Origin of the sequence: Amphiplicatus metriothermophilus (genome assembly GCF_900199215.1) — a bacterium.
GTDB lineage: Bacteria > Pseudomonadota > Alphaproteobacteria > Caulobacterales > Parvularculaceae > Amphiplicatus > Amphiplicatus metriothermophilus.
The window spans coordinates 1-23,900 of the sequence record NZ_FZQA01000005.1 but is presented as its reverse complement, the minus strand read 5'-3'; the positions used below and the strand labels follow the sequence as shown (position 1 = coordinate 23,900).

18 protein-coding genes, 1 pseudogene and 1 other annotated feature are annotated in these 23,900 nt (G+C 63.1%); of the genes and pseudogenes, 10 read left to right on the top strand and 9 right to left on the bottom strand.

Translation table 11 applies throughout. From position 1 onward, the window contains the following. Positions 1-34: 34 nt before the first annotated feature. The 5 genes from CHB64_RS10985 (at position 35) to CHB64_RS10965 (ending at position 4,672) form a co-directional block, all read left to right on the top strand. Positions 35-769: a SapC family protein gene (locus CHB64_RS10985; protein WP_089412808.1), complete on the top strand. Its 735-nt coding sequence runs from the start codon at positions 35-37 to the stop codon at positions 767-769. A gap of 29 nt (positions 770-798) precedes the next feature. Next, entirely contained in the window at positions 799-1,830 is a 1,032-nt protein-coding gene (locus CHB64_RS10980) for a cupin-like domain-containing protein (RefSeq protein WP_089412680.1), read from the top strand. A 17-nt stretch (positions 1,831-1,847) separates the two neighbouring features. Beyond that, positions 1,848-3,338 (top strand): tryptophan halogenase family protein, encoded by a 1,491-nt coding sequence (locus tag CHB64_RS10975; RefSeq protein ID WP_089412679.1) that lies wholly within the window; start codon positions 1,848-1,850, stop codon positions 3,336-3,338. A gap of 367 nt (positions 3,339-3,705) precedes the next feature. Next, the gene (locus tag CHB64_RS10970; protein WP_200815336.1) at positions 3,706-4,041 is read left to right on the top strand and encodes an Arm DNA-binding domain-containing protein; all 336 of its coding nucleotides are present in this window, start codon (positions 3,706-3,708) and stop codon (positions 4,039-4,041) included. Continuing rightward, complete coding sequence (locus CHB64_RS10965) at positions 4,010-4,672, top strand: IS1595 family transposase (RefSeq protein ID WP_089412678.1); 663 nt, start codon at positions 4,010-4,012, stop codon at positions 4,670-4,672. The genes CHB64_RS10970 and CHB64_RS10965 overlap by 32 nt, the downstream gene beginning before the upstream one ends. Before the next feature lie 361 nt (positions 4,673-5,033). Here the strand turns inward: CHB64_RS10965 and CHB64_RS10960 are convergent, their stop codons facing one another. From CHB64_RS10960 to CHB64_RS10925, 8 genes and pseudogenes are all read right to left on the bottom strand, one after another. Next, positions 5,034-7,034 (bottom strand): serine hydrolase domain-containing protein, encoded by a 2,001-nt coding sequence (locus CHB64_RS10960; RefSeq protein WP_143266007.1) that lies wholly within the window; start codon positions 7,032-7,034, stop codon positions 5,034-5,036. 34 nt (positions 7,035-7,068) lie between these two features. Continuing rightward, entirely contained in the window at positions 7,069-8,205 is a 1,137-nt protein-coding gene (locus CHB64_RS10955) for a DUF819 family protein (protein WP_089412676.1), read from the bottom strand. A 52-nt stretch (positions 8,206-8,257) separates the two neighbouring features. Beyond that, the gene (dgcA, locus tag CHB64_RS10950) at positions 8,258-9,250 is read right to left on the bottom strand and encodes an N-acetyl-D-Glu racemase DgcA (RefSeq protein WP_089412675.1); all 993 of its coding nucleotides are present in this window, start codon (positions 9,248-9,250) and stop codon (positions 8,258-8,260) included. After that, positions 9,250-10,335 (bottom strand): DUF1611 domain-containing protein, encoded by a 1,086-nt coding sequence (locus tag CHB64_RS10945; RefSeq protein WP_200815334.1) that lies wholly within the window; start codon positions 10,333-10,335, stop codon positions 9,250-9,252. The genes dgcA and CHB64_RS10945 overlap by 1 nt, the downstream gene beginning before the upstream one ends. 1 nt (position 10,336) lies before the next feature. After that, entirely contained in the window at positions 10,337-11,437 is a 1,101-nt protein-coding gene (locus CHB64_RS10940; RefSeq protein WP_089412674.1) for a YkvI family membrane protein, read from the bottom strand. 133 nt (positions 11,438-11,570) lie between these two features. Next, positions 11,571-13,922 (bottom strand): TonB-dependent receptor, encoded by a 2,352-nt coding sequence (locus CHB64_RS10935; protein ID WP_089412673.1) that lies wholly within the window; start codon positions 13,920-13,922, stop codon positions 11,571-11,573. Between the two features lie 236 nt (positions 13,923-14,158). After that, positions 14,159-14,896, bottom strand: coding sequence for a GntR family transcriptional regulator (locus CHB64_RS10930; protein ID WP_089412672.1), 738 nt, complete (start codon positions 14,894-14,896; stop codon positions 14,159-14,161). A 92-nt stretch (positions 14,897-14,988) separates the two neighbouring features. Next, a pseudogene (locus tag CHB64_RS10925) lies at positions 14,989-16,217 on the bottom strand (IS3 family transposase). Next, positions 15,820-15,936 (bottom strand) — a sequence feature (AL1L pseudoknot). It overlaps the preceding pseudogene by 117 nt. A gap of 158 nt (positions 16,218-16,375) precedes the next feature. On the opposite strand from CHB64_RS10925, the gene CHB64_RS10920 reads away from it, so the two are divergent. The 5 genes from CHB64_RS10920 to CHB64_RS10900 all read left to right on the top strand — a co-directional run bounded on the left by CHB64_RS10920 (position 16,376) and on the right by CHB64_RS10900 (position 23,724). Continuing rightward, a complete protein-coding gene (locus CHB64_RS10920) occupies positions 16,376-17,575 on the top strand; it encodes a dipeptidase (RefSeq protein WP_200815333.1) in 1,200 nt (399 codons plus the stop codon). Positions 17,576-17,596: 21 nt separating this feature from the next. Further along, positions 17,597-19,159: a serine hydrolase gene (locus CHB64_RS10915; protein ID WP_089412671.1), complete on the top strand. Its 1,563-nt coding sequence runs from the start codon at positions 17,597-17,599 to the stop codon at positions 19,157-19,159. A gap of 64 nt (positions 19,160-19,223) precedes the next feature. After that, positions 19,224-20,792 (top strand): amidohydrolase family protein, encoded by a 1,569-nt coding sequence (locus tag CHB64_RS10910; protein ID WP_200815332.1) that lies wholly within the window; start codon positions 19,224-19,226, stop codon positions 20,790-20,792. A 71-nt stretch (positions 20,793-20,863) separates the two neighbouring features. After that, on the top strand, positions 20,864-22,387 hold the full coding sequence (locus CHB64_RS10905; protein ID WP_089412669.1) for a serine hydrolase domain-containing protein: 1,524 nt from the start codon (positions 20,864-20,866) through the stop codon (positions 22,385-22,387). Then, positions 22,384-23,724, top strand: coding sequence for a serine hydrolase domain-containing protein (locus CHB64_RS10900; RefSeq protein ID WP_089412668.1), 1,341 nt, complete (start codon positions 22,384-22,386; stop codon positions 23,722-23,724). The genes CHB64_RS10905 and CHB64_RS10900 overlap by 4 nt, the downstream gene beginning before the upstream one ends. Here the strand turns inward: CHB64_RS10900 and CHB64_RS15555 are convergent. Then, positions 23,677-23,900 (bottom strand): transposase (locus CHB64_RS15555; protein WP_234993349.1); only part of this gene is annotated, 224 nt, incomplete at its 5' end. The two genes, CHB64_RS10900 and CHB64_RS15555, sit on opposite strands and share 48 nt — an antisense overlap.

The window sequence follows — 23,900 nt, the reverse complement described above, 5'->3', positions numbered from 1 at the left end:
GAGCGAAGCGGCGCTTTGTTTCATGATGGCGGGCATGTCCAGGATGGCGCTGCTGAACAACATCGACCACGCGGACTTGCGGGTCATTACCCGGCACGCCGCCGAGTTCGGCGACAATATCAATCAGGCGCTGGTTTTCCCGACCGAGTTTGAAGAGGTTCAAAGAGAGTACCCCATTTTCTTCCGCAAGGACGAAAACGGCGCGTTTCAGTCGGTCGCGCTCTTGGGATTCGACAGAGGCGAGAACCTGTTTCTGGATGAGAACGGATGGAACGCCCGATACGTGCCGGCCGTGCAGGCGCGCGGGCCCTTTTCGATCGCTCTTCGCAGGGGCGACCAGGCCGACGCGGCGCCCGAGCCGATGATCCATGTCGATCTCGACCACCCCCGCCTCAGCGAAACGGAAGGCGAGTCGGTTTTCCTGCCGCAGGGCGGAAATTCGCCTTATCTCGAGCGCGTCGCCCATGTGCTGCGCGTCATTCATCGCGGCGCCGAAATGAGCAGGGCCATGTTCGCCGTCTTCGAGGCGTGCGATTTGCTCGACCCCGTAACGGTGGAGATCAAGTTGAGCGAGTCGGAGAAAGTCACGATTCCGGACCGTTTTACGATCAGCCGGGAGCGGCTTCAGCGGCTTTCGGGCGAAAAGCTTGAGACGCTCCACCAATCCGGGTTCCTTTACGCCGCTTTCATGGCGGCGGCCTCGCTCGGCAATGTAAGCCGGCTGATCGAGATGAAGAACCGGAAACGCGCGGCCGAAGGCCTCATTTGAAAAGTCTGGACGATCGCTGGCGTAGAACCATGACGGACATCGCGCGCAAAACGAAAATACTCGAAGGCGTCGCGCCGGACGCGATCCCCTATGACGCGCTGATGGAGGCGCAGGAGCCGGCCGTGCTGAAGGGGATCGCCGGCGATTGGCCGCTCGTGCGGCGCGGAATGGAATCGCCGCGGCGCGCGATCGCTTATCTGACCTCCTTTTATGAAGGCAGGCCCGTGGTCGGCTATGTCGGCGCGCCGGAGATCAAAGGGCGCTTCTTCTACAACGAGGATGCGACGACGCTGAATTTTCAGGCCCAGCGCGTGAAACTGGACGCGTTTTTGGAACGCATCCACGACCATCTCGAAGACGAAGCGGCGCCGTCCTTCTATATCGGCTCGACCGACGCCGACGTCTATCTGCCGGGACTGAGAAACGAGAACGATCTCATCCTTGACCATCCAATGTTCGAGCGAAATCCGCCGCTTGTCGGCTTGTGGATCGGCAACCGCACGATCGCGTCGGCCCATTACGATTATTCGAACAACATCGCTTGCTGCCTGGTCGGCCGGCGGCGCTTCACGCTTTTCCCGCCGGAGCAGATCGCCAATCTCTATCCCGGCCCCTTGGAGCCGACGCCGGGCGGTCAGGTCGTTAGCATGGTGAATTTCAGCGCGCCCGACTTCGAGCGCTATCCGCGTTTCCGCGAGGCGCTTGCGGCCGGCGAGGTCGCCGAGCTGGAGCCGGGGGACGTTCTCTTCTATCCCGCCATGTGGTGGCATCACGTGGAGGCGCTCGAGCCTTTCAACGTGATGATGAACTATTGGTGGAACGTCTCGCCGGCTTTCATGGACACGCCGCAGATCACCTTGATGCACGCCTTGCTCAGCCTGCGAGACCGTCCTGATACGGAAAAACGCGCCTGGCGCGCGGTGTTCGATTACTACGTTTTCGGACCCGCCGGGCAGGCCGGCGCGCATCTGCCCGAACGCGCCCGCGGCCCTCTCGCCCCGCTCGACGAGCGCGGGGCCCGACGTCTGCGCGCCTGGCTGCTAAACCGTCTCAACCGCTGACGCAAAAGGAGCGGCGCTTGGAAGGGCAAGCCGTAAAACGCGTGGTTATCGCCGGGGGCGGCACGGCGGGCTGGGTCGCTGCGGCGGGCCTCGTCAGCCAGCTCGGCCCTTTGCTCGACATCGCGCTCGTCGAGTCCGAAGACATCGGCACGGTGGGCGTCGGCGAGGCGACCATTCCCACTTTTCGCGGCTATCACGGCTTGCTCGGCGTCGACGAGCGCGAATTCATGCGGGCGACTCAGGCGACCTTCAAGCTGGGCATCGCCTTCGAGAACTGGGCGCGGCGCGGCGACCGTTACATTCACTCCTTCGGCCGCATCGGCAAATCGACCTGGATGGGCGACTTTCACCATTACTGGCTGCAGGCGAAGGCCGAAGGCTATGGGGGCGCCATCGGCGAATATTGTTTCGAGCATCAGGCGGCCGAGGCGAACAGGTTCTTCGCCTCGGAGAAATCGCCGATCAATTACGCCTACCACCTGGACGCCGGCCTTTACGCCCGCTTCCTGCGCGCCTTCAGCGAGCCGAAAGGGGTGCGGCGCATCGAGGGAAAGATCGTCGGCGTCGATCAGGACGGCGAGAGCGGCTTCATCCGCGCGCTCATTATGGAATCGGGCGAGCGCATCGAGGGCGATCTTTTCATCGACTGCACCGGCTTTCGCGGCCTGCTCATCGAGCAGACGCTCAAGGCCGGTTATGAAGACTGGCGCCGGTGGCTCGCCACCGACAGCGCGCTCGCCGTGCAGACGGCCTCGACCGGCGACATCCCGCCATACACGCGCGCGATCGCGCGGCAGGCTGGCTGGCAGTGGCGCATTCCGCTGCGCCATCGGGTCGGCAACGGCCTCGTTTACTGCAGCGAGCACCTGGCCGACGAGGACGCGCACGCTGAGCTGCTCGGTCATCTCGAAGGCGCGCTTCTCACCGAGCCGAAACTGATCCGTTATCGGACGGGCCGACGGCGCAAGGTATGGGAGAAGAACTGCATCGCCCTGGGACTGGCCGGCGGATTCGTGGAGCCGCTCGAATCCACGAGCATCCATCTCATTATGATCGGCGTTACGCGTCTCATTCAGCTGTTTCCCTTCGGCGGCGTCAACGACGCGCTGGCGAAGCGTTACAACGACCAGGCCAGAAACGAGCTCGAAAAAATCCGGGACTTCATCATTTTGCACTACAAGCTCACTGAGCGGGACGACGCGCCTTTCTGGCGGCGCTGCCGGGAGATGGCGATACCGGACTCGCTGGCGCAGCGGATCGCGCTCTTTCGCGAGAACGCGTTCGCATGGCAGGACCCCGACGAGCTGTTCCGGGTCGATTCCTGGGTTCAGGTCATGCTGGGTCAGCGCCTCGAGCCGCGCGGACGCCATCATATGGGCCGTCTGCTGGAAGGGGAGCGGCTGCGCCGTGCGCTCGACAGCCTGCGGCGCAACATCGCCGACGCCGTCGCCAAACTGCCGAGCCATCAGGCGTTCCTGGAGAGTTATTGCGCGCCGGCGGGCGATTGAACCGCCTGCGGCCTGCGTTCTCTCCGCCTCCGGCAAGAAGGCCGCGCGCAGATCTCCGCGCCGCCGTGCGCCGGAGCAGAATGGAAGACGCGCAGAAGCGCGCAATCTTCCTGCTTGTGATGAAATGGCGCGAGTGACGGGGCTCGAACCCGCGACCTCCGGCGTGACAGTACAGATGTAAGCAATTTGCGCGTTTTTGCTTGAGTTGGCTGAAATTGGACAAGATACTGAAAATAAATAAATAATATTGATGACGCAGTCCGGAGGTTATGCTAAAATAAGCCTCGATTTGAGCCATCCTGCTTACCATACGCTTACCCAGCGCTCTGGTAAGCAAGAACCGCGCGGACGAAAAAAAGAGCCCCTCATGCCCCGGATCACCAAGAGCCTGATCGCCTCATCCCATCCCAAACCGGATCGCTACTATGTCTGGGATGAAAAGCCGTGGGGCTTCGGTCTTTCGGTCTTCCCAAGCGGCCGGAAAAGCTTCGTCTTTCAGTATCGGACGGCGGAAGGCCGCACACGGCGCGCAACAATCGGAAAGGTCGAGTCGCTGACGCCGGATCAGGCGCGCGAATTGGCGCAAGAAATGGCCGAGACAGCTCGAAAGGGCGGCGATCCTTTGGAGGAAAGGGGCTGTCCTAGATGTCTGAGACATTTAGGATGGCGGGCTGCGGCTAAGGCATTCAAAACTCACGCATAATCAGACCAATCGGCTCATCGAGCACTTTGTGGCCGGTACGCCGGCCCGAACGGCGTCTGCACTGATCGGGGTGAACAAGGATACGGCGGCGACCTTCTACCATCGGCTCCGGAGCGTCATCGCCGAGAAGCTGGCCGAGGAAGCCGGTGAGCCGGCCGGCGAAGTCGAGGTCGACGAGAGCTATTTCGGCGGTGTACGGAAGGGAAAGCGCGGGCGCGGCGCGGCGGGGAAGGTCCCGGTCTTCGGCCTTTTGAAGCGCGGCGGGCGCGTTTTCGTTCTGCCGGTGAAGGACACGAGGTCCGATACGCTGATCCCTATAATCGCCTGTAAAGTGCAGCCTGACAGCGTCGTCTTTACTGACAGCTTCCGCGCTTATGACCAGCTCGACGTAACCGATTTCCACCACATGCGGATCAATCATTCGAAGCTTTTCGCCGACCGGGAAAACCACATCAACGGCATTGAGAACTTCTGGAACCAGGCGAAGCGACACCTGCGCCGCTACAACGGCATCCCCCGCCAGCACTTCCTTCTATTCATCAAGGAGTGCGAATGGCGCTTCAATTACGGCCCGCCGGACGCCCTCTTGCGCACCCTCCGGGAATGGCTCAAACCCTACTCAAGAAGCTGAACATCTGGGACAGCCCCAAATTTTTCGTCCCAATGCTGACAAACATGCGCAAACGTGATACAGAATAAACCATGTTTGGGAACAGAATTACCCAAGCGTATTGAAGTGTTGGCATGGTGCTTGGTACACAGATGAACGGCCTCTCCCAATATTTTGATAGTAAAACCAGACTCGGGACGGGCGATTCCTCTCCTGGGCACCACTGTTTGGGGCTTTCAGTAGATTGGCAGAAGTTGGGCCCGTCAGGCGGCGCCCTACATTCGCCCTCGGCTCGCTGTCGCTGTTGGCAGCCGGCAGCGACGACGATGCATTCGCATCGTCGTCGCCGCGTCAGCGCGGGTGCGTCACGTCGCCCAACCCCTCAGAAGCTGGTCTCCCAGCTGAGGAGGCCGTTGAGGGCCGAGAACAGAAGGACGACCAGCACGGCCAGCGCCAGCACGAGACTCCAGAGTTTCGCGAACCAGCTCTGCCGTCCCCGCCAGACGATAAAGACGTTCCAGAGGGAAATCGCCATCGCCACGTAAAGCAGGATCTGCGTCGCCATGGTGAGATACAATTGCGTATCGAAGTCAGCGCCGAGTCCGGACAGGTCCGAGAACAGGGACTGGAACGTCAGCACCCATGCTCCGATGAAGACGAAGACCAGCGCGGCCCCGACGCGCGCGAGACGGTACGCCATGGCTTCCTTGCCGCGCAGGGCAAACGGCTGCTTATAGCGCCAGCGAACGAGGGCGCGAACCGGCCAGAACACCAGCGTCAACGCCAGCGCGCCGAGCGCAACCGCAAGCACCGGCGTCACAAGGGACGACGCGCGATACCACGGCGCGGGCAACAGATGGATGATCGGCGAAATGGGCTCGAAGGTGACATAGTCGAGCTCGCCGCTTTCCTTTCGAACAGCGACAAGCCGCTCATAGCCGTCGACATGGCGCCATACGAAGGGCTCCACCTCGCGCCAGACGGACGGCTTTCCGAAGAGTTCGAATACAAGATCCCCCTCCTCGTTCATGGTGATCTTTTGCTGGCCCAGGAAACGGAGGATGGCGGCGAAGTTGGTGACCACCGTCCGGGAGCTTTCATACTCTCCGACGACCAGCGCGCCGTGTTCCTTCGCCGTATCGAGGCGCGGTCCGACCGGCACGGTCGCTTCCGGGAAGTACCGCTGCGCGAACCGCGTCGTCACCGCAAAACGCAACGGCCCCGCCCCTTCTCCGGAGCTGTTCACGGAAACGTAAATCCCCACGTTCTTGTCGAGAGCGACGTTCAGATCGGAATGAAAGAAGCTCGTGTCGCCTCCGTGCCCGCGGAGTCTCAAATCCCCCTTGTCGAGCTCCCAGACGCCTAAGGCCATGGCGTTCAGGGGCGGCGAGAGCTGATAGATCGTCTCGTACATCTGTCGCCACGTCTCCGGCTTCATGATTGCAGGATCTCGTTCAAGCATGCCGATCATAAAGCGCCCCATAGCCTCGCCGCTCGCCGCCATGGAACCCGCCGGCGACATCGGAACGATCTCGTAATACTGGGCCTCTCCGTCCGACGCGCTCCGGTAGCCCTTCGACATGTAGGGCTCGAATTGCTCGGGCAGCGGCTGGCGGAAGGTGGCGCGCTCCATGCCGAGCGGGTCAAAGATGTGCCGCTCGACGTATTCCTCAAAAGGCTCGCCCGACAGCCGCTGCACGATATATCCCGCGAGCGCCGTTCCATAGTTGGAGTAGGCCGGCGTCACGCCCGGCGGAAAGATGCGCGAGGGTGGCGGGGAGGATTTCAGGAACTCCTCGAGCGGCAGCGCCATCTCGGGATCGCCGATAATCAGGTTCCGGAACTTTTCCTGAAAGCCCGGCGTGTGCGTCATCAGGTTGCGCATGGTGATCGGCGCGCCGAAGGCGTCGGGGATCTCGAAATCGAGATACGTGTTCACGTCCTCATCGAGGTCGATCTTGCCCTGCTCGACGAGCTGCATCACGGCGATCCAGGTGAACAGCTTGGAAATCGACCCGGGGCGGAAAATTGTTCCATAGCCGTCGACCGGCGTCCTGTTTTCGAGGTCGGAGTACCCGAAGCCGCGGCTCGTCAGGATCTCGCCGTCCTTGACGACAGTCACCACGGCGCCGACGATATCGGCTTCTTCAAGCGCATAAGGCATGAAGCCGTCGAGCCAGGCGTCGACGTCCGCCTTCGTCAACGCGGCGACGCCCTCGGCTGGCGCCGCCGCATCTTCCGGCTGCTCGCTTTCCTCGGTCTCAACCTCCTCTTCCTCCAGCGGGTCAGGAGCCAGCGGATTTTCCTGCGCCGCGGCCGAAATCGGCAGCGACAAAAGCGCGGCCGCGGCGAAGATGCTGCGAGCTATGGTGGTCAACGACATGACACCCTCCTTGCTGTCCGGATGAAGGCGGCGCTCATTGCAGCGAGCCTCCGAGAAGCTTGAAAATACCGACACCGGCGAAATTGCCGACGACATAGCCGAGGATCCCTGTGAGGATCCCCGGCGCGACGAGATTTCGCCATTTCATCAGGATCGCGATGGCTGCCGCGACGGGCGGCCCGGTGATGCAGGCAAGCGAAGCGACGATGAGCTCCGCGTAGTTGAGCTTCAGCACGGCGCCCGCCGCAAAAAGCACGACGAGGTGCGCGGCAAAGATCATCAGCACGATCATGAACATTTCCGGCGCCGCGCTAAGCATGCCGCCGATGTCCGCCCCCGCGCCGATGATCGCGAAGAAGAGATACATGAAGATCATGGCGATCATGTCTTCGCCGCGAAGCCGCGCGACGAACGTCCGGCCGACCGTGGCGACCGCCGTCATGAGCACGGTGATGAAGAGAAGCGTATAGCGATCGAGTCCGAGCCGCGCCGCCGCGAAGCCGCTCACGGCGACGACGACTGAGGCGACGGCGATGGCGGACAGGAGATTCGGCAGGGTGACCGAAGTGCCGATCTCGCCGCCCGGGCTGTCGGCCGCGCCCCAGACGCTCTCGCTGCGCCAGGGATAAAGCCGCTGCAGCAGCGCCCAGCCCGCGATCAGGTTGATGAAGATGATGAACCCCGTGCCGAGGATGTTGTCGATCGCAAGCGCCGCCGCCAGCTCCGAAGACTGATCGAACCGCACGGCCTCGGCGACGGCGACAAAGTTCAGCGAGCCGCCGATGTAAGTCGCGCTGAATACCGCGGCGATCGCCGGCTCGTTCGGCCCGAGATCGAGCAGGAGCGCGCCGAGAAGCGCGCCGGCGGCGGCGCCGACGCCGCCAATAGCGAAACCGATGAGTACGCGCCCGCCTTCGACGAAGACTTTGACGAGGTCCGCCTTCAGGAGAAAAAGCGCGATCGCGAAAGGGACCAGATAGGTCCAGATGGCGTCGTAGAGCGGGGCGCTGCGCGGAATGACGCCGAAGTGCGACGCGGCGAGCGCGCCCACCAGAACGAAGCCGACGCCGGAGATTCGCCTGCCGACGGGCGTCGTCTCCAGCGCCGCCGCAACCGCCGAGAGGCACAAAAGCGCGGCGAGCAGCCCGAAAACGTCGCCGGACTCAATCATGCGCCGCGCCCCTGGCCGTCCCCGAGCCGGCGCGGATATGCCGCCGCCCGAGTCAGCTCATGCCTCCCCAGAAGCCCGGCGAAGGCGCCGACACCATGCCGCCGTCATACGACATGCCGCCGGCGTAGTCCGATTTCAGGTTGAGCGGCCCGTCGAGATCGACGAAATCGCAAAGCTGCGCGACCACGAACGCCGGCGCCATAGAAAGCGACGTGCCCACCATGTTGCCGACCATGACGCGTTTGCCGGCCGCGCGCGCCTCGCGGGCGAGCGCGAGGCCCTCCGTGAGTCCGCCCGTCTTGTCGAGTTTGATGTTGATCATGTCGTAGCGTTCGAGCGCCGCCGGCAACTCGCCCCGATGGAGACAGCTTTCATCGGCGCAGATGGGCACGGGCGAGTCGAAACCGGCGAGGCCTTCGTCCTCTCCACGGCGCAGCGGTTGCTCGATCATCGCAACGCCAAGTTCGCCGAGCGGCGCCGCGACCTCCTTGAGCTGATCGAGCGAGAAGCCCTGATTGGCGTCGATCACCAGCGTCGCGTCGGGCCGCACCGCGCGGATCGCCGCAATCCGCTCCACCGGCTGCTCGCCGTCGAGCTTGACCTTGAGAACCGGAAAGGCGCGCGCGCCCGCGGCCTTCGCCGCCATCTTCTCAGGCGTTTCCTCAATCCCGATAGTGAACACCGTCTGCACCGGGCGCGGTTCGATCTCCGTAAGCTCCCAGACGGACTTGCCAGTCTGCTTCGCCGTCAGATCCCACAGCGCGCAGTCGACGGCGTTGCGCGCGCCCCCGGCCGGCAACGCCGACTGAAGCTCCTCTCTCGTGAGCCCGCCCTCGATGTCCGACCGCAGCGCCTCGATGCTGTCGAGCATCCCGTCCGCCACGTCGTTCAGGTAATAGACCCCGCAGCCCTCGCCGCGCCCGACATGGCCGCCTTCACTGATTTCGACGACAACGGCGTCGATCGTTTCGAACACATAGCCGGTGATGCGAAACGGCGCCCTCATCGGCCATGACGTTTTATGCACACCAAGCTTCCGGGCCATCAGCGGAACTCCGCGGCAATACGGTCGACGATCGCCTTCACCCCCTCCCGAATGGGATCAGCGACGGGCAGTCCCGTCTCGCGCGCGATCTCTTCGTACAATCGCGAGCGCTCTTCAGGAGACACGCGAGACGTATTGACCGACACGCCGACGAACCGAGCGTTGACGTTCACGCGGCGGGCAAGGCCAAGGCACTGCTCAATCGATTGAGCCAGCGGCAGGATTGGAAACGAGCCGCTCCCCTCCATGCCCAGGAGAAACTTTCGCGACGGGTCGTGGCACAGGACGAGCGCGTCGGGCTGCGCCCCATGAAGCAGCCCGAGGCTGACGCCGGCGAAGCTCGGATGGGAGAGCGAGCCCTGCCCTTCAATCACGTCCCAATGGTCGGGCGCCGCCGCGGGTGAAAGCATCTCGGCGGCGCCCGAGATGAAATCGGCGATAACGCTGTCAATGGCGACGCCCTGCCCGGCGATCATGATGCCGGTCTGTCCGGTCGCGCGGAAGTCGGCGTTCCAGCCGCGGGCGCGCATTTCTTTCTCGACGGCGAGCGCGGTGTATTTCTTGCCGACGGCGCAGTCCGTGCCGACCGTCAGAAGTCGTTTGCCCGAACGCCTCTCGCCGGAACCGACCGGGATGTTCCGCGGCGGCGTGCGAACGTCGATGAGGCGCGCGCCCGACTCCCGCGCTGCGGCGACGATCTCAGGAAAATCCGACAGCCGCGCGTGCATCCCGGACACGATGTCGATCCCGGCGCGCGCGGCGCGCACGAGGTCGCTGACCCATGTAGGGGGGATCGAGCCGCCTGCAGGCGCGACGCCGATCACCAGCGAATTCACCCCGGCCGCGACCGCTTCGCCGATGCCCATGTCAGGAATGCCGCCATCCACATGGCAGCCGGACGCGCGCATCTGGCCGGCGCAGAATTCCCGCCGCCATTGAATAAGCCCCAGCCCGGTCTTGGCGTGGCCGACGTCCTCGACATCGCCGAAATAGATCAGCCAGGGCGGCCGCAGCCGCACCATCGGGCTGTTCTGCGCATGCCCTTCCACAGGCTCGCTCGCCCGGCTTTGCTTGGCCAGATTCACATTACGTCTCCGTCAACAAGGGTTTTGCGGCGGCGATCCTGTAAACGCCGATGGTAAGCAATGGCGCGACGACGATGGCGATAAAGGCGTAAGACAGCGCGCCGTAGCCCTTGGCGATCAGGTCGATGATCCCGACCGCGCTCGCGAGAAAGATGGCACCGCCCAGCAGCGACAGCGCCACGGCCAGTCGCGCCCAGTGCGGGAAATCCCGGCCTTTTTCATCGAAAACGCTCGCCACGCGCTCGTTGACGGCGTGGACGATGCCCGCCCCGGTTTCGATGAACGTGCCGAAGAGCACGATCTGGAAGACGACAAAGAACCAGAGCGAGTTCAGCCCCTGCAGGACTGACAACACCGGCACAGGCTCCTGTTCGACTCCGGGATATTGCGACAGCATCGCGAGGAACACGAAAACGCCGGGAATGACGCCGAGAAGGCCAGCGCCGAAGCCGGCCTTCAGCGCGGTTTCCCGCGAGTCGAGATAAGGCAGGACAAAGAGCACGGCCGCAAGGGCAATAAGGTTGTAAGCAGCATAGCGAAGGCCGTCCAGGCGCCACGCGCCCTCCGCCTTTCCCTGAGACAGGGCGGATGAGATGTCGCCGCCAAAGCGCGCCGCGACCCAGATGAAAAACGCGCCGTAGACCGTGTAGAGAATGATCGACCAGAAAGTCAGCGCGCGTTCGATGGTCTTGCTGCCCCAATAGGCGAGCGCGCCGACCGCGCCGAGCAACACGGCGGCACCGACAAAGCGCGGGAGACCGAATGTCTCCGCCGCCATCTCGCCGGCCGCCGATCCAAGCACGGAAAGCACCAGCAGCGCGATCAGCAGGTAGAGAATCTCGAACACCGGCCAGACCGGCCCCAGGAGCGCGCCGAAGAAGGTCCGGTAGTTGTACCCCTTCGTGATGCGCGCGAATTCGAATGCGATCGCCAGGACGACACCCCATGCAAGCGCCGCCACAGCCATGCCCAGCAGCCCGCCGACGGCTCCGTGCGATAAGAAGAACTCCGCGATTTCGCGGCCTGTGCCGTATCCGCCGCCGATGATTACGGATTGAAAGACGAGCCCCGGCAGAAGATATCGTTTGAACACGTCATTCATAAACGCTTCGCCAGCCGTTATCCGTCAGTTGGTCCCGACATGCTCGAGCCGGAGCGCCTGTATGGATGTGCGACGCGCCCGGCGCCGGGGGAGCGGAAGAGCTTCGCCGGGCGCGTTCGCACAAGCGCAAATGTCAGTACCGAAGCGTCAGGTTCACGCCGAACGTTCTCGGCCGATTGACGCTGACACCAACCACTGGCGCATTAAGGTCGCCGTTCGCGTCGATGAACTGCTGCAGCGGATTGCCGCCGATGTTCACCGCCTCGATATCGTCCAGAAGATTGCTGGCGAACAAATTGAGCGCCCAGACGTCATTCTCGACGCCAATGCGCAGATTGAGGATCTCCAACGGATCGAGCTGCGTCGAGGGAAAGTTCTGCACCGAAGAATAGCGCTTGCCGACATACTGGAACGAGCCGCTCGAGGTCAGGCTCAAATCGCCCCACCCTGTCGGGCGCTTGAAGGTGTACCCCGTCGCCAAGGTGAATTCCGGCACGTTGGAAGGGCTATTACCCTCCGCCAGGTCGAAATAAGGCGGCGTGACGCCCGGCGGCGGCGGAGAGATGACCTGTCCGTCCTGGAACTCGGCGTCCAGCACCGACGCGTTCAAGAAAGTGGCGAACATATCGTTGAACCGATACGCCGTCTCGAGCTCCAGCCCCAGCAGGCGCTGGTTCGGGCCGTTGATCGTGTTGTTCGCCGGCGTGTTCACCTGGATCTGCGTGTCCTTGTACTTCGTGTAGAACACGCCCAGATTCGCCGTCAGCGCTCCGTCGAGCCACGCCGATTTGACGCCGCCGTCGACGGAGAAAACGCTGTCTTCCTCAAAGAAAAGGTTTTCGAAGAACACGTTCTCGTCGCCGCCGGAGGCGCCCAGCGCGCCAATCGCATTGCCGACGCCGCCGTTGCGGGCGCCGAGCGCGGCGTTCAGATAAAGCATTGCATCGTCTGTCACGTCGTATTCGACGCCGCCGCGCGGCAGGAACCGGTCGAGCACGAACTCGAACTCGGTGCCGAGCCCGGCGCCGTTCAGCGTGGCGAGAATGTCGACGAAGGGTATGGGATCGGACTCCGTCCACGGAATGAGATTGCCCATGCCGTCGAAACGGGGAACGAGATTGACGACATCATCCTGAAGGAGCGTCGCCGTCACCGTGTCGTTGACGTAGCGCGCGCCGCCGATGACGCGAAAGACGTCGCTGACCTCGTATGTCAGCTCCAGGAATCCGGAATACTGCCGGGTTTGCGTTTCGCTCAGCCGAGTAGCGAGATTGGGGCTTTGCGGCGTCGTCACCGGAGCGCACCCCTCGCAGGTCAGAAACTGCCCGCCAACGTCCTGGCGGTCTCTGAAATAGAAGCCAGAGGTGAAGTTCAAAGGCCCGTCGAAATCGGAGACGAGCCGCACCTCCTCCGACCACTGCTGGAATTCTCCCGCAGACGTTGAGAACGTCGTCGTATCGACCGTCGGGAAGAAGGGGGCGAGGCCGAACGAGTTCCCGGCGCTGAACAGGGACGACGCGGTCCGCCGTTCGTAATATCCGGTAATCGACGTCAGGTTGAGCGCGCCGAAGTCATAGGAGATGCGGCCCGAATAGAGGTCGAAATCGTCCGAGAAGTCGCCGCTCATGGGCGACGCGGAAAAGGTGAGGTCCTCCGGATCGGAACCGGGATCGACCTGCGTCGACTCGCCCATGTCGTCCCGCGAAAGAAACGCCGATAACCGAATCTCCAGGGCGTCGGTCGGCTGCGCCAGGATAACGGCGCGCCCGCCAACGGAGTCGAAACCGTTCACGTCGTCGGCCTCGTTCGGATTGTCGATGAAGCCTTCGTCCTTGCGGTAAAAGCCCGAAAGCCGAACGCCCAGTTTCCCGGGGGCAAGAATGATCGACGTCCCGTTCTCGCCGCTATAGGCGAGCCCGCCTTCGTTGATCGATTCGATCTGCCCTCTCGCCGTTCCGGTGACTCTCGGCCCGTCGAGGTCGGGGTCCTTCGTGAAATAGCGGATGACGCCGCCGACCGCTCCTTCGCCGTAGAGCGTGGGCTGGGGCCCGCGGATAACCTCGATGCGGTTGAGATCGACCGAACTGAAGTCGCGAAGGTTGCCCGCCCCGGCAACCGAAACCTCATCGACATAAACGCTGAAGACCGCGCTGGTCTCGTAGCCGCTGCCGGCGGAGATCACGCCGCGAATCGCAATGTCGTTGGAGTTCTGCCGCGACTTGATCGTCTGCAGGCCCGGAACAATGCGGGCGATGTCGTCGAGATCGCGCAGCCCCTGCTCCTGAAGCGCTTCTTCCGAAAGCCCTGTGACGCTGGCGCCGATGTCCTGAATCGACTCTTCGCGAAACCGCGCTGTGACGACGATCACGTCCTTGGATGCGTTTTCCTCGGCGTCGCCCTCTGCGCCCTCCTGCGCGTACGCCGGCGCAGACAACGCCAGAAGCGCAGCGCCGCTCAAAAGACAAAGCTTCTTATGATGAGCCATGGAATCCCTCCCGGTGTAGCCGGCGCAACTGATTTGGCTGTCCGCCGTATTTCAGCGTATCGCAGCCTTATTTAAATTGAAAGCGGATTTATCAGAAAATCTTTGGCGGCAGAGGGTCGCTGTTGCGAATTAGGCACAGCCATACCGTCGATTGGAACGTCGCGCCCCGGCATGAGCGGATGTCGCCCCCGCAGCGCGATATCCGGCTGATCCCGCGCTGGCGCGCTTGTTTACTATTAATGCGCCGCTCTTGCTTCCGCGGCGGACGGCAGCCGCAGATCCTGCGTGTAGAGGCGGTCGTGCATGAAGATCGCATCCAGCACCCGCTCTTCGCAAACCGACAGGATCTTGTGGGTCTGATCTCGAATCTCCGCCGACTGATCCTTTTTCACGGCCTCGAGAAGCGCACGCTGGTGCTCCAGCGCATAGGGCAGCACATGCTTGATTTTGACGTATAGCCAGTAGATTCGCATGGTGGTGTCTTCGAGCTGGCGAATCCAGTGAATCAGCAACGGGTATCTCACCTGTTGCGCCATATAGAGATTGAAGCGCTTGTTCGCCTTCAACAGCTTGAGCGCCATGGCGTCGTCGTTGATCGGCTCCTTGTGGGAGATGGCCTCGTTCAATTTGACGAACTGGTTGTAATCGACCTGCGACGCGGCCATGGCGAAGATGTCGGGCTGCAGCATTTTCCGCATCGCGAAATTCTGCTTTACGTCCAGCAGCGTCAGGGGCGCGACGCGCGTGATCCTGGGCGAAACGGAGACAAGGAACTGCTGCGCCGTCAACTGCTCCATAATATTGCGCGCGGTAGTCCGGCTGATGTCGAACATCTCGGTCAGGATGTTCTCTGAGACCTTCTGGCTCGGCGCGAGCTTCTGCGTCACGATCGCATCCATGATGAGATCATAGGCGGTCGCCGGATCGGCGCCGTTTTTCCGTTTGGTTTTCGCGGGTTGCGCTTTTTTGTTCATCGCCCGGCCGTCGTCTCTCTAGTCAGCCACCTTCTACAATTATCGCCGATTTGAACCGCCCCGACTTTCCCGGAGGCTGGTTGATTTGAGTGTTACGCGGCGAGACCGAGTTGATCAAGCTGGGCGTAGTATCGCTCTTCGGCCTCGGCTGGCGGGATGTTCCCGATGGGCTCCAGAATGCGGCGGTTATTGAACCAGTCGACCCATTCCAGGGTGACGTATTCGACCGCTTCCAGTGAACGCCATGGGCCCCGCCTATGGATGAGCTCGGCTTTGTAGAGCCCGTTGATCGTCTCGGCCAAGGCGTTGTCGTAACTGTCTCCGACGCTGCCGACCGAGGGCTCTATTCCTGCTTCCGCCAAGCGCTCGGCGTACTTGATCGAGACATACTGGCTGCCGCGATCGGAATGATGGATGAGCCCGTCTCCAGACGCCGGCCGGCGCTGATGCAACGCCTGTTCGAGCGCGTCCAGAACAAAGCTGGCGTGAGCCGACCGGCTCACCCGCCAGCCCACGATACGCCGGGCGTAGGCGTCGATGACGAACGCCACGTAGACAAAGCCGGTCCAGGTGGCGACATAGGTGAAGTCCGACACCCACAGCCGGTTTGGCGCAGGCGGCTGGAACTGGCGGTTCACCCGGTCGAGCGGGCACGGCGCTGTCTTGTCGCTTCTCGTAGTCTTGACCGGCTTGCCGCGGATCGCCCCGGCCAGGCCCATCTCACCCATCAGCCGCTCCACCGTGCAGCGGGTCACATCGAAGCCTTCGCGCCGTAGCTGGCGCCAGACCTTGCGCACGCCGTAGACCGCGAAGTTCTCCTCGAAGACGCGCCGGACCTCGATCTTCAGGGCCTCATCGCGCTTGGCTCATGCCGGACGTCTGTCCGGGTCCCGGCGCCGGGCGGCGTGCTCGCGATAAGTGGACGGGGCGATCGGCAATATCTTGCAGATCGGCTCGACCCCGTGCTCCTCACGATGATCGTCGATGAAGGCGATCATGGCTTGTACCGGCGGTCGAGCTCCGCCTGGGCAAAATAAGCGCTGGCCTTGCGCAATATCTCGTTAGCCTGGCGCAGCTCGCGGTTCTCACGCTCGAGTGTGCGGATCCGGTCGCGGTCCTCGCTCGTCACCCCAGGCCGAACCCCGCTGTCGCGTTCAGCTTGCCTCACCCATCGGCGCAGCGTCTCGGCGGTACACCCGATCTTCGCCGCCACCGAACCGATCGCTTCCCACTGCGAGGCGTGATCGCCCCGATGGTCCAGCACCAGGCGGACAGCCCGCTCGCGAACCTCCGCCGGATATCGTGTCGTATGTCGTCCCATAATGGCTCCTCCTTCTCACAGGTCGGAGCCTCCGGGAAAGTCGGGGCGGTTCAATTTATGTCCAGCAGGTGAAGATTTTGCACGTCTTATGACAAATTAAGGCTGTATTAACAGCAGCGATTGGGTTAGCGTTGCAAGCGCGCAAGGATATGAGGGGTATGTCGATGGAGGCCAGTTCGAGGGCGAACCGCAAGGGCGGCGCTCAATCCAAGACGTCGCGCCGCGGGATGCTGAAGGGCGGCCTCGCCGCGGCGGGAACGGCGGCGACCATGGTCAATTTCGGCCGGTACAAGGTCTTCGCCGCCGGCGAACGGACCTATTCCGCCAAGACCGTCGAGCTCATCAACCGCAATCTCGTCATCGACATGCTCTCCCTGCTGGGAGACCTCGGCGACATGCTGACGGCCGGAAACTCCAAGCTGAAGGACGGAATGGCGGTCGACGACGCGCATCTTGAGAAGCTGCGATCGGCGGGCGTCAACATCTATCATCCCGCGATCGGCCTCGGCGGGCGCGACAGCGCGCTGGCCTATGTCGCCCGGCTGAACGCCTACGCCGCCGAACGGCCGGACGTGTTCCGCCGCATCGACTCCGTCGCCGATATGGACGCGGTCAAGGCCGAGGGCAAGATCGGCTATATCGTCGGCATACAGAACGCCCAGCATTTCGAGCGGCCCGACGACGTCAACGAGTTTTACCATCTCGGCCAGCGGATCAGCCAGCTGACCTACAATTCGCAGACACGCATCGGCGCCGGATCGACCGATCGCGTCGACGGCGGCGTCAGCGACTTCGGCGCGGCGATCATCAAGCGCATGAACGAGGTCGGCATGGCGGTCGACGTCTCGCACTGCGGAGACAGGACCACGCTAGACGCTTTCGAACTCTCCGAGGCGCCGGTGCTGATCACCCACTCCAACGCGCGCGCCCTCGCCGGGGGGCATCCGCGCTGCAAGTCCGACGAAGCGATCAAGAAAATGGCCAAATCCGGCGGCGTCATGGGCATTACCGGCGTGCGGAATTTCATCCGCGACAAGGAGCCGACGACCATCGAGCACATGCTCGATCATTTTGATTATGTCGCGAAGCTGGTCGGCGTCGAACATTTGGGCATCGGGTCCGACATGGATGCGGACGGCTATGATGATCTGCCGGAAGCCGCCTATGAGCGGCTCAAGAGCGGCTACAAGGACTCCTACAAGTTCCGCGGCAAGATCGACACCGACGGCTTCGATCATCCGCAAAAGGTGTTCGACCTGACCGAAGGGCTTGTCCGCCGCGGCTACAGCGATTCCGATATCGAGCTCATCCTGGGCGGCAATTTCAAGCGCGCCCTTGGCGAGATCTGGAAGTCATAAGCGCTCAAAGGGAGAGAACTCATGAGTGGACGCCGCATCGCTCCAATGGCCGTCCTGTTCGCGCTGTGGGCCGGCGCCGTATGCGCCGCGGACATAACGCCGGAAAAAATCGAAGCCTATACGGCGCGCGCGAACGAGGCTTTCAAAGTCACCGGACTCGCCGTCACCGTCGTCGACAGTGATTCCATTATTTTCCAGGAAACCTATGGCGTGCGCGATGTGCGCACCGGCGCGCCGGTCGACGAGAACACCATCTTTCCCTTCGCGTCGATCGGCAAGGCGTTCACGACGGCCTCGCTGGCGATGCTCGTCGATGAGGGAAAGCTCGGCTGGGACGATCCGGTTCGCAAATACATTCCCGAATTCGAGATGTCCGATCCCTATATCACCGCGGAATTTTCCGTGCGGGATCTGGTGACCCATCGCTCGGGGCTGCCGCTGGGCGCCGGCGACCTCCTCGTCATTCCGGACGCGAAACCGGAGGTTTCCGATATTCTCGCCGCGATAAAGCATATTCCCCCGGCGACGAGCTTTCGCTCGGAATACGCCTACGACAATCTCATGTACATGATCGCCGGAGAGGTGCTGTCGCGGATCGACCGGCGGCCCTGGCACAAGTCGATCGAAGCGCGACTCTTCAAGCCGCTCGGGATGAGGTCCTGCGAAGCGCTGCCGTCGAAGGCGGCTGCGTCGAAGCGGACCGTTACGCAGCATCTGAGAACGCCGGGAAGCTGGGACGCCAAACCGATCGATCCGCGTTACATCGTGGGCGACAATACCTCGCCTGCGGGCGGCATCAGCTGCCCTATCGAGGACCTTTCGAAATGGGCGCAGTTCTGGCTCAATGACGGCAAGACCCCGTCGGGCGAGAGGCTGATCACGGAGGAGCAGGTCAAGGAGCTGTGGACGGGCGTGACGCCGCAGAACGTTAATCCCATGCTCTCCCAGCTCGGGAACACGCATTTCTCCCTGTACGGACTGGGCTGGACGCTGCGCGACTTTCACGGCAAGCTTCTTGTCGGCCATAGCGGCGGGCTTTTGGGCGCGTCGGCGTATTTCGGGCTGCTGCCGGAAGAGGATGTCGCCGTCTTCGTCACAAGCAACGTCTCGACGCCCGGCGCCAGCGCGCTTGCGCTTCAAATCCTCAACGAGGCGGCGGCGCCGGGCTCGGACTCCGACTGGATCGGCGTCCTCTCCGAATATTACGCCAGGGTTCAGGCGACGGCGCAGAAGGACGCCGGCCTCGGCGAAGGCGCCGGAGACGTCGCCATCGAGCCGGTCCGTCCGCTAAAGGACTATGTCGGCGTTTACGTAGATCCGTGGTACGGCCCCGTCTCCATCGAAATCCGCGACGATGCGTTGTTCATCGACATGAGCCGCTCGGAAGTTCTCGACGCGCCCCTCATCCCGGTCGAGCCCGACAAGTTCGTTGCGCGCTGGCCGGATCGGTCGCTCAATGCCGACGCCTACGTGATTTTTTCAACCGAAGACGGCGACATCGTCGGAATGGAAATGGAAGCCGTGTCGGAAACGACCGACTTCTCCTTCGATTTTCATGACCTCAAATTCGTCAGGCGGCGCTGATCGGCGGGCGGGAGCGTACGACCGGGTCTTCGCCACGCAACGGCTTCATGGGAGGACAAGAGCTGTGAAGACATTTGTTGCTCTGGGGCTTGCGCTCGCCACCCTGCTCGGCCTCTTTCCAGCCGCGAGCGCAGAAGAGACCTTTGACCTCGTCATCCTGAACGGCCGCGTGATCGATCCCGAAACAGGGCTCGACGCCGTCCGCAATGTCGGCGTGCGCGGCGACAGGATCGCCAGGATCACGAAAAAGAACATCAGCGGCGCGCGTGTGATCGACGCCGAAGGATTCGTTGTCGCGCCGGGGTTCATTGATCTGCACGCTCACGGACAGAACATTCCGTCGGGGCGCGCCCAGGCGCTCGACGGCGTCACGACCGCGCTTGAACTCGAATCCGGCGAGTACCCTGTCTCCAGCTTCTATGACGCGGCCGCCGAGGAAGGTCGCCCCATTCACTACGGCGCGTCCGTCAACTGGTCGCGCGCGCGCATCGCTGAGATCACCGGGCAGGAGCCCGCGTCCCATGACGATGAATTCGAGCGCGACCCGAACGGCCCGGACTGGCGCTACATGGTCGCCGACGAGACGCAATCGGAGCGCATCCTCGCGCGGGTTCAACAGGGCCTCGATGAAGGCGGCTTGGGAATCGGCGTTCTCCTCGGATACTCGCCGGGCTCAGGCAGGGGCGAGTATTACGCACTGCACGAACTTGCGGCGACGAACGGCGTGCCGACATTCACGCATGCGCGATATCTCTCTAACACTGAGCCCGACAGCTCATTCGAGGGCTTCCAGGAAATGGTCGCGGTTTCCGCCGCCACGGGTGCGCAGATGCATGTTTCTCACCTGAACAGCATCAGCCTGCGCAACATCGCGCCCATACGTGCGATGCTGCAAGGCGCTCAAGGTCGCGGCGTCAACATCACCGTCGAGGCCTATCCTTACGGCGCCGGCGCTACGGCCATCGGAACCGCTCTGTTTGAAGGGGGAAACTGGCAGGCGCGCCTCGGCGGCATCAAGAAGTCGGACTTCACGCTCGACGGAACGCCGCTCACCGACGCCGAATTCGACCGGCTCCAGAAGGAGGCGCCGAGAACCGACATCGTTGTTCACTTTCTCCACCCGGAGGACAAACCGGAAGATCAGGCCATTCTCGATCAGTCCATCCTCTATCCCGGCGGCGCCATCGCTTCGGACGGCGGCGAGTGGCAGATAAACGGAGAAGAGATCGCGAGCGACGTCTGGCCGATCCCCGCCCACGCGGAGTCGCATCCGCGCAGCGCCGGCACGTTCTCGAAATTCCTGCGCGTCTATGTCCGCGAGCAGGAAGCGATCAGCCTGATCGACGCGCTCGCCAAGACGAGCCTCATCCCTGCGCAAATCCTCGAGGAGTCCGTTCCGCAGATGCGCCGCAAGGGCCGGCTCCAGGAAGGCGCCGACGCCGATATCGTGGTGTTCGGTATCGCCCGGGTGAGCGACCGCGCGACCTATGAAGAACCGGCGCAGATGTCGGCAGGCTTTGAACATGTGATCGTCGCCGGAACGCCGCTGGTCTCGAACGGCGTGCTCGACACGTCGGTTCTTCCGGGGCGGCCAATCCGGAGAACGCCGCGCGACGGCGCGCAATCTCCTTGAGACGGAGCGAGGGATGCTCCTGCGCCTGGACAGGCCCTGGCGCGAACTATGGTGAGAAGGGTGAGGTCTTGATGACTGTGAAAGCATTTTCGCGAGGCGCGGCGGCGGCGTTGGCGCTGCTCGTTTCAGGCGCGCCGCAAGAGACGGTCGCGCAGTCGGACGCCGCGGCGGCGTCATCGCAACGCGTCGAGGCGCAGAACCTCAAGGGCGTCGCCGACTTCATCGATGGCGTGATGGCGCAACAAATCGCGAGCCACGAAGTGGCGGGCGCGGTCGTCACTATCGTTCATCGGGGCGAGACGATTTTCGCGCGCGGATACGGACATGCCGATATCGACAACGGCGTGAAGGTTGACGCCGAGCGCACGTTGTTCCGTCCAGGGTCCGTGTCGAAGTTGTTCACCTGGACGGCGTTGATGCAGCAGGTCGAGCAGGGCCGCATCGATCTCGACGAGGACGTCAACCGCTATATCGACTTCACCATACCGCCTTTTGAAGGACAGCCAATCTTGGTGCGCCACCTGATGTCGCACAGCCCCGGCATGAGCGACGTAAGCGGCATTTCCGTCCAGACGGTTGAAGAACTCACGCCCTATGGCGAGTGGATCAAGGCCCACATTCCGGCGCGCCTCTGGGCGCCGGGGACCGAGATTGCCTATTCGAACTATGGCGTGGCGCTAGCGGGCTACATCGTCGAGCGGGTCTCCGGCGAGCCCTTCGCCGATTACGTCGAAAACCACGTCTTCCAGCCGCTGAACATGAACTCGTCGACGTTCCGCGAGCCCCTCCCCGACGCGCTCGCGCCGCGCATGGCGAACGGCTATGAGCTCGAGGACGGCCGTCTTGCCGCGGAACCGTTCGAGCTTTTCAGCTCAATCATGCCCGCCGGCTCCGGCACGTCGAGCGGCGCCGACATGGCGCGCTTCATCAAGGCGATGCTCAACGAAGGCCGTCTCGGCCGCACGCGCATCCTCAAGCACGACTCCGTGCGCCTGCTGATGAGCGACTCTATGGCCAACGCGGAAGGGCTCCCCTCGATGGCCCACGGATTTTACGTCATCCGCGACGCCGGGCCGCGGCTCGTCGGCCACGGCGGCAACACCGGCGACTTCCATTCCCTCCTCGTCCTGGCGCCCGAGGCGGACTTCGGCTTTTTCGTGTCCATGACCGGAGGCGACAAGAGTTCGCAAGGACGCACCGACCTCGCCAACGCCATTATCGGCCGCGTCTTCCCGCAGGCACCCGCCTCGCGCGTCGCCGCCGCGCAAAGCGAGGTTCCGCCGACAGGAACATACCGAGCGAACCGACGCGACTACTCACGCGACCCGCGCCCTGAATTCGACATCAAGGTCGAGGCCGCCGGCGCCAACGCCATCGTCGTCACCAGCCGGGACGAAACGACCTATTGGGAGCGGATCGGGCCCATGACCTATGAGCGGGTTACCGGCGCGCGGGAAGGCGGCCCCTATGACCGCATCCGGTTCCATGGCGACAAGAACGACCTGCGCATGTCCTACGCCTCCATGCCCTATATGGCCTTTCACCGGGTGAAGCCCGAAGACGCCGGCCCCATCGCCGCCGGAGGAGACAAATGATGAAATCCGCCCTTCTTGCCTTCGCTTTTCTGAGCTTCGCAACGGCCGCATCGGCGCAGGAGGCCGCAACGGCGGACACGCCCGGCGCAACCTCGGCGGGCTCATCCTACGTTCAGCCGAAGGACTGGTCCGGTGCGACCGAGGGCCCGCTGACGGTCTTCACCGCGCCCGAAGGCGATCTCGATATCGCCATTGTCGAGGTCGGCGCGGCGAACGACGCGGGTGAAGCCGCGGCCAAGGCATGGTCGCTCTACGATCCCGAGGCGAACCGCGAAGTGCGGCTGGCGACGCCCGCCGCGCCGGCGAACGGGTGGGACGAGCGCGTCAACCTCTCATATGAAACTTCGCCTGCGGAGCAGGCGACGGTTTCCGCGCTGTCGCTGCGCAAGGGCGATGCGTGGACGGTGCTGATCGTCAATGGATCGCAGGCGACCGCCAACAAACGTTCGGCCGCCGTCTCGCTGGTCCGGGAGGCACTGCAGCCGGCGGGCTACGAGCGCGAGAACTTTGCCGGGAAGGAGGCGCATCGCCTGACGCCGGAGCGCGTGCAGGCGCTTCGCGACTTCGTGGCCGAAGCGGCGGATATTCTTGACGTTCCCGGCGTAGGCTTGGCGCTGATCGATCAGGGCGAGGTCGTCTGGCAGGGCGGCGTCGGGGTGCGCGCGCTGGGCTCGGACAAGCCGGTCGACGCAAAGACGAAATTCATGGTCGCGTCCAATACGAAAGGCATGTCGACGCTGCTGCTCTCGATTCTCGCGGACGAAGGCAAGCTCGAATGGGACCAGCGCGTCGTCGATCTTTACCCGGACTTTCGGCTCGGCTCCGAGAGCACGACGAACGCCACGCTTGTGCGCCACCTCGTCTGCGCCTGCACGGGGCTCCCGCGCAAGGACTGGGCCTTCATTCTCGCCGATCAGGGCGCGCCGGCGGCCGACACGTTTCGCCAGCTTGCCGAAACCCAGCCCACCAGCGATTTCGGCGAGCTGTTCCAGTACAACAATCCCATGGCCGCGGCGGCAGGGTATCTCGGCGGCGCCCTCGCCTATCCCGACATGGAAATCGGCGCCGCCTACGACAAGGCGATGGAGGATCGGGTCTTCGGCCCGCTAGGCATGAAGGACACCACCTTCGACTTCGACGAAGGCATGCGCGGCAACTGGGCGAAACCGCACGGGCTGGACGTCGACGGGCGAACGCGCGTCATGTCCAACGACTTCAATTACGGGCCCTATCCCTATCGCCCCGCCGGCGGCGCCTTCTTGACGAAACCCCGATGGCGCAGCCATTCTTTATGTAACCATGGGATTGGCTCCGAGGGAAGGCCGATCCGGCTGTAGCCTCCACACAGCGCAGGCCGGATCGGCCGGATGGAAGGTCTCCGGCGCCGGCGGTCTGTACCCCAATGATGTGTGTGGGCGCTCTGTGTTGTAATGGCGCCGCCAATTTTCGATGATGATCTTCGCCTCGATCAGATGATTGAAAAGCTCCGGTTTTAGGCACTCATCCTGCAGTC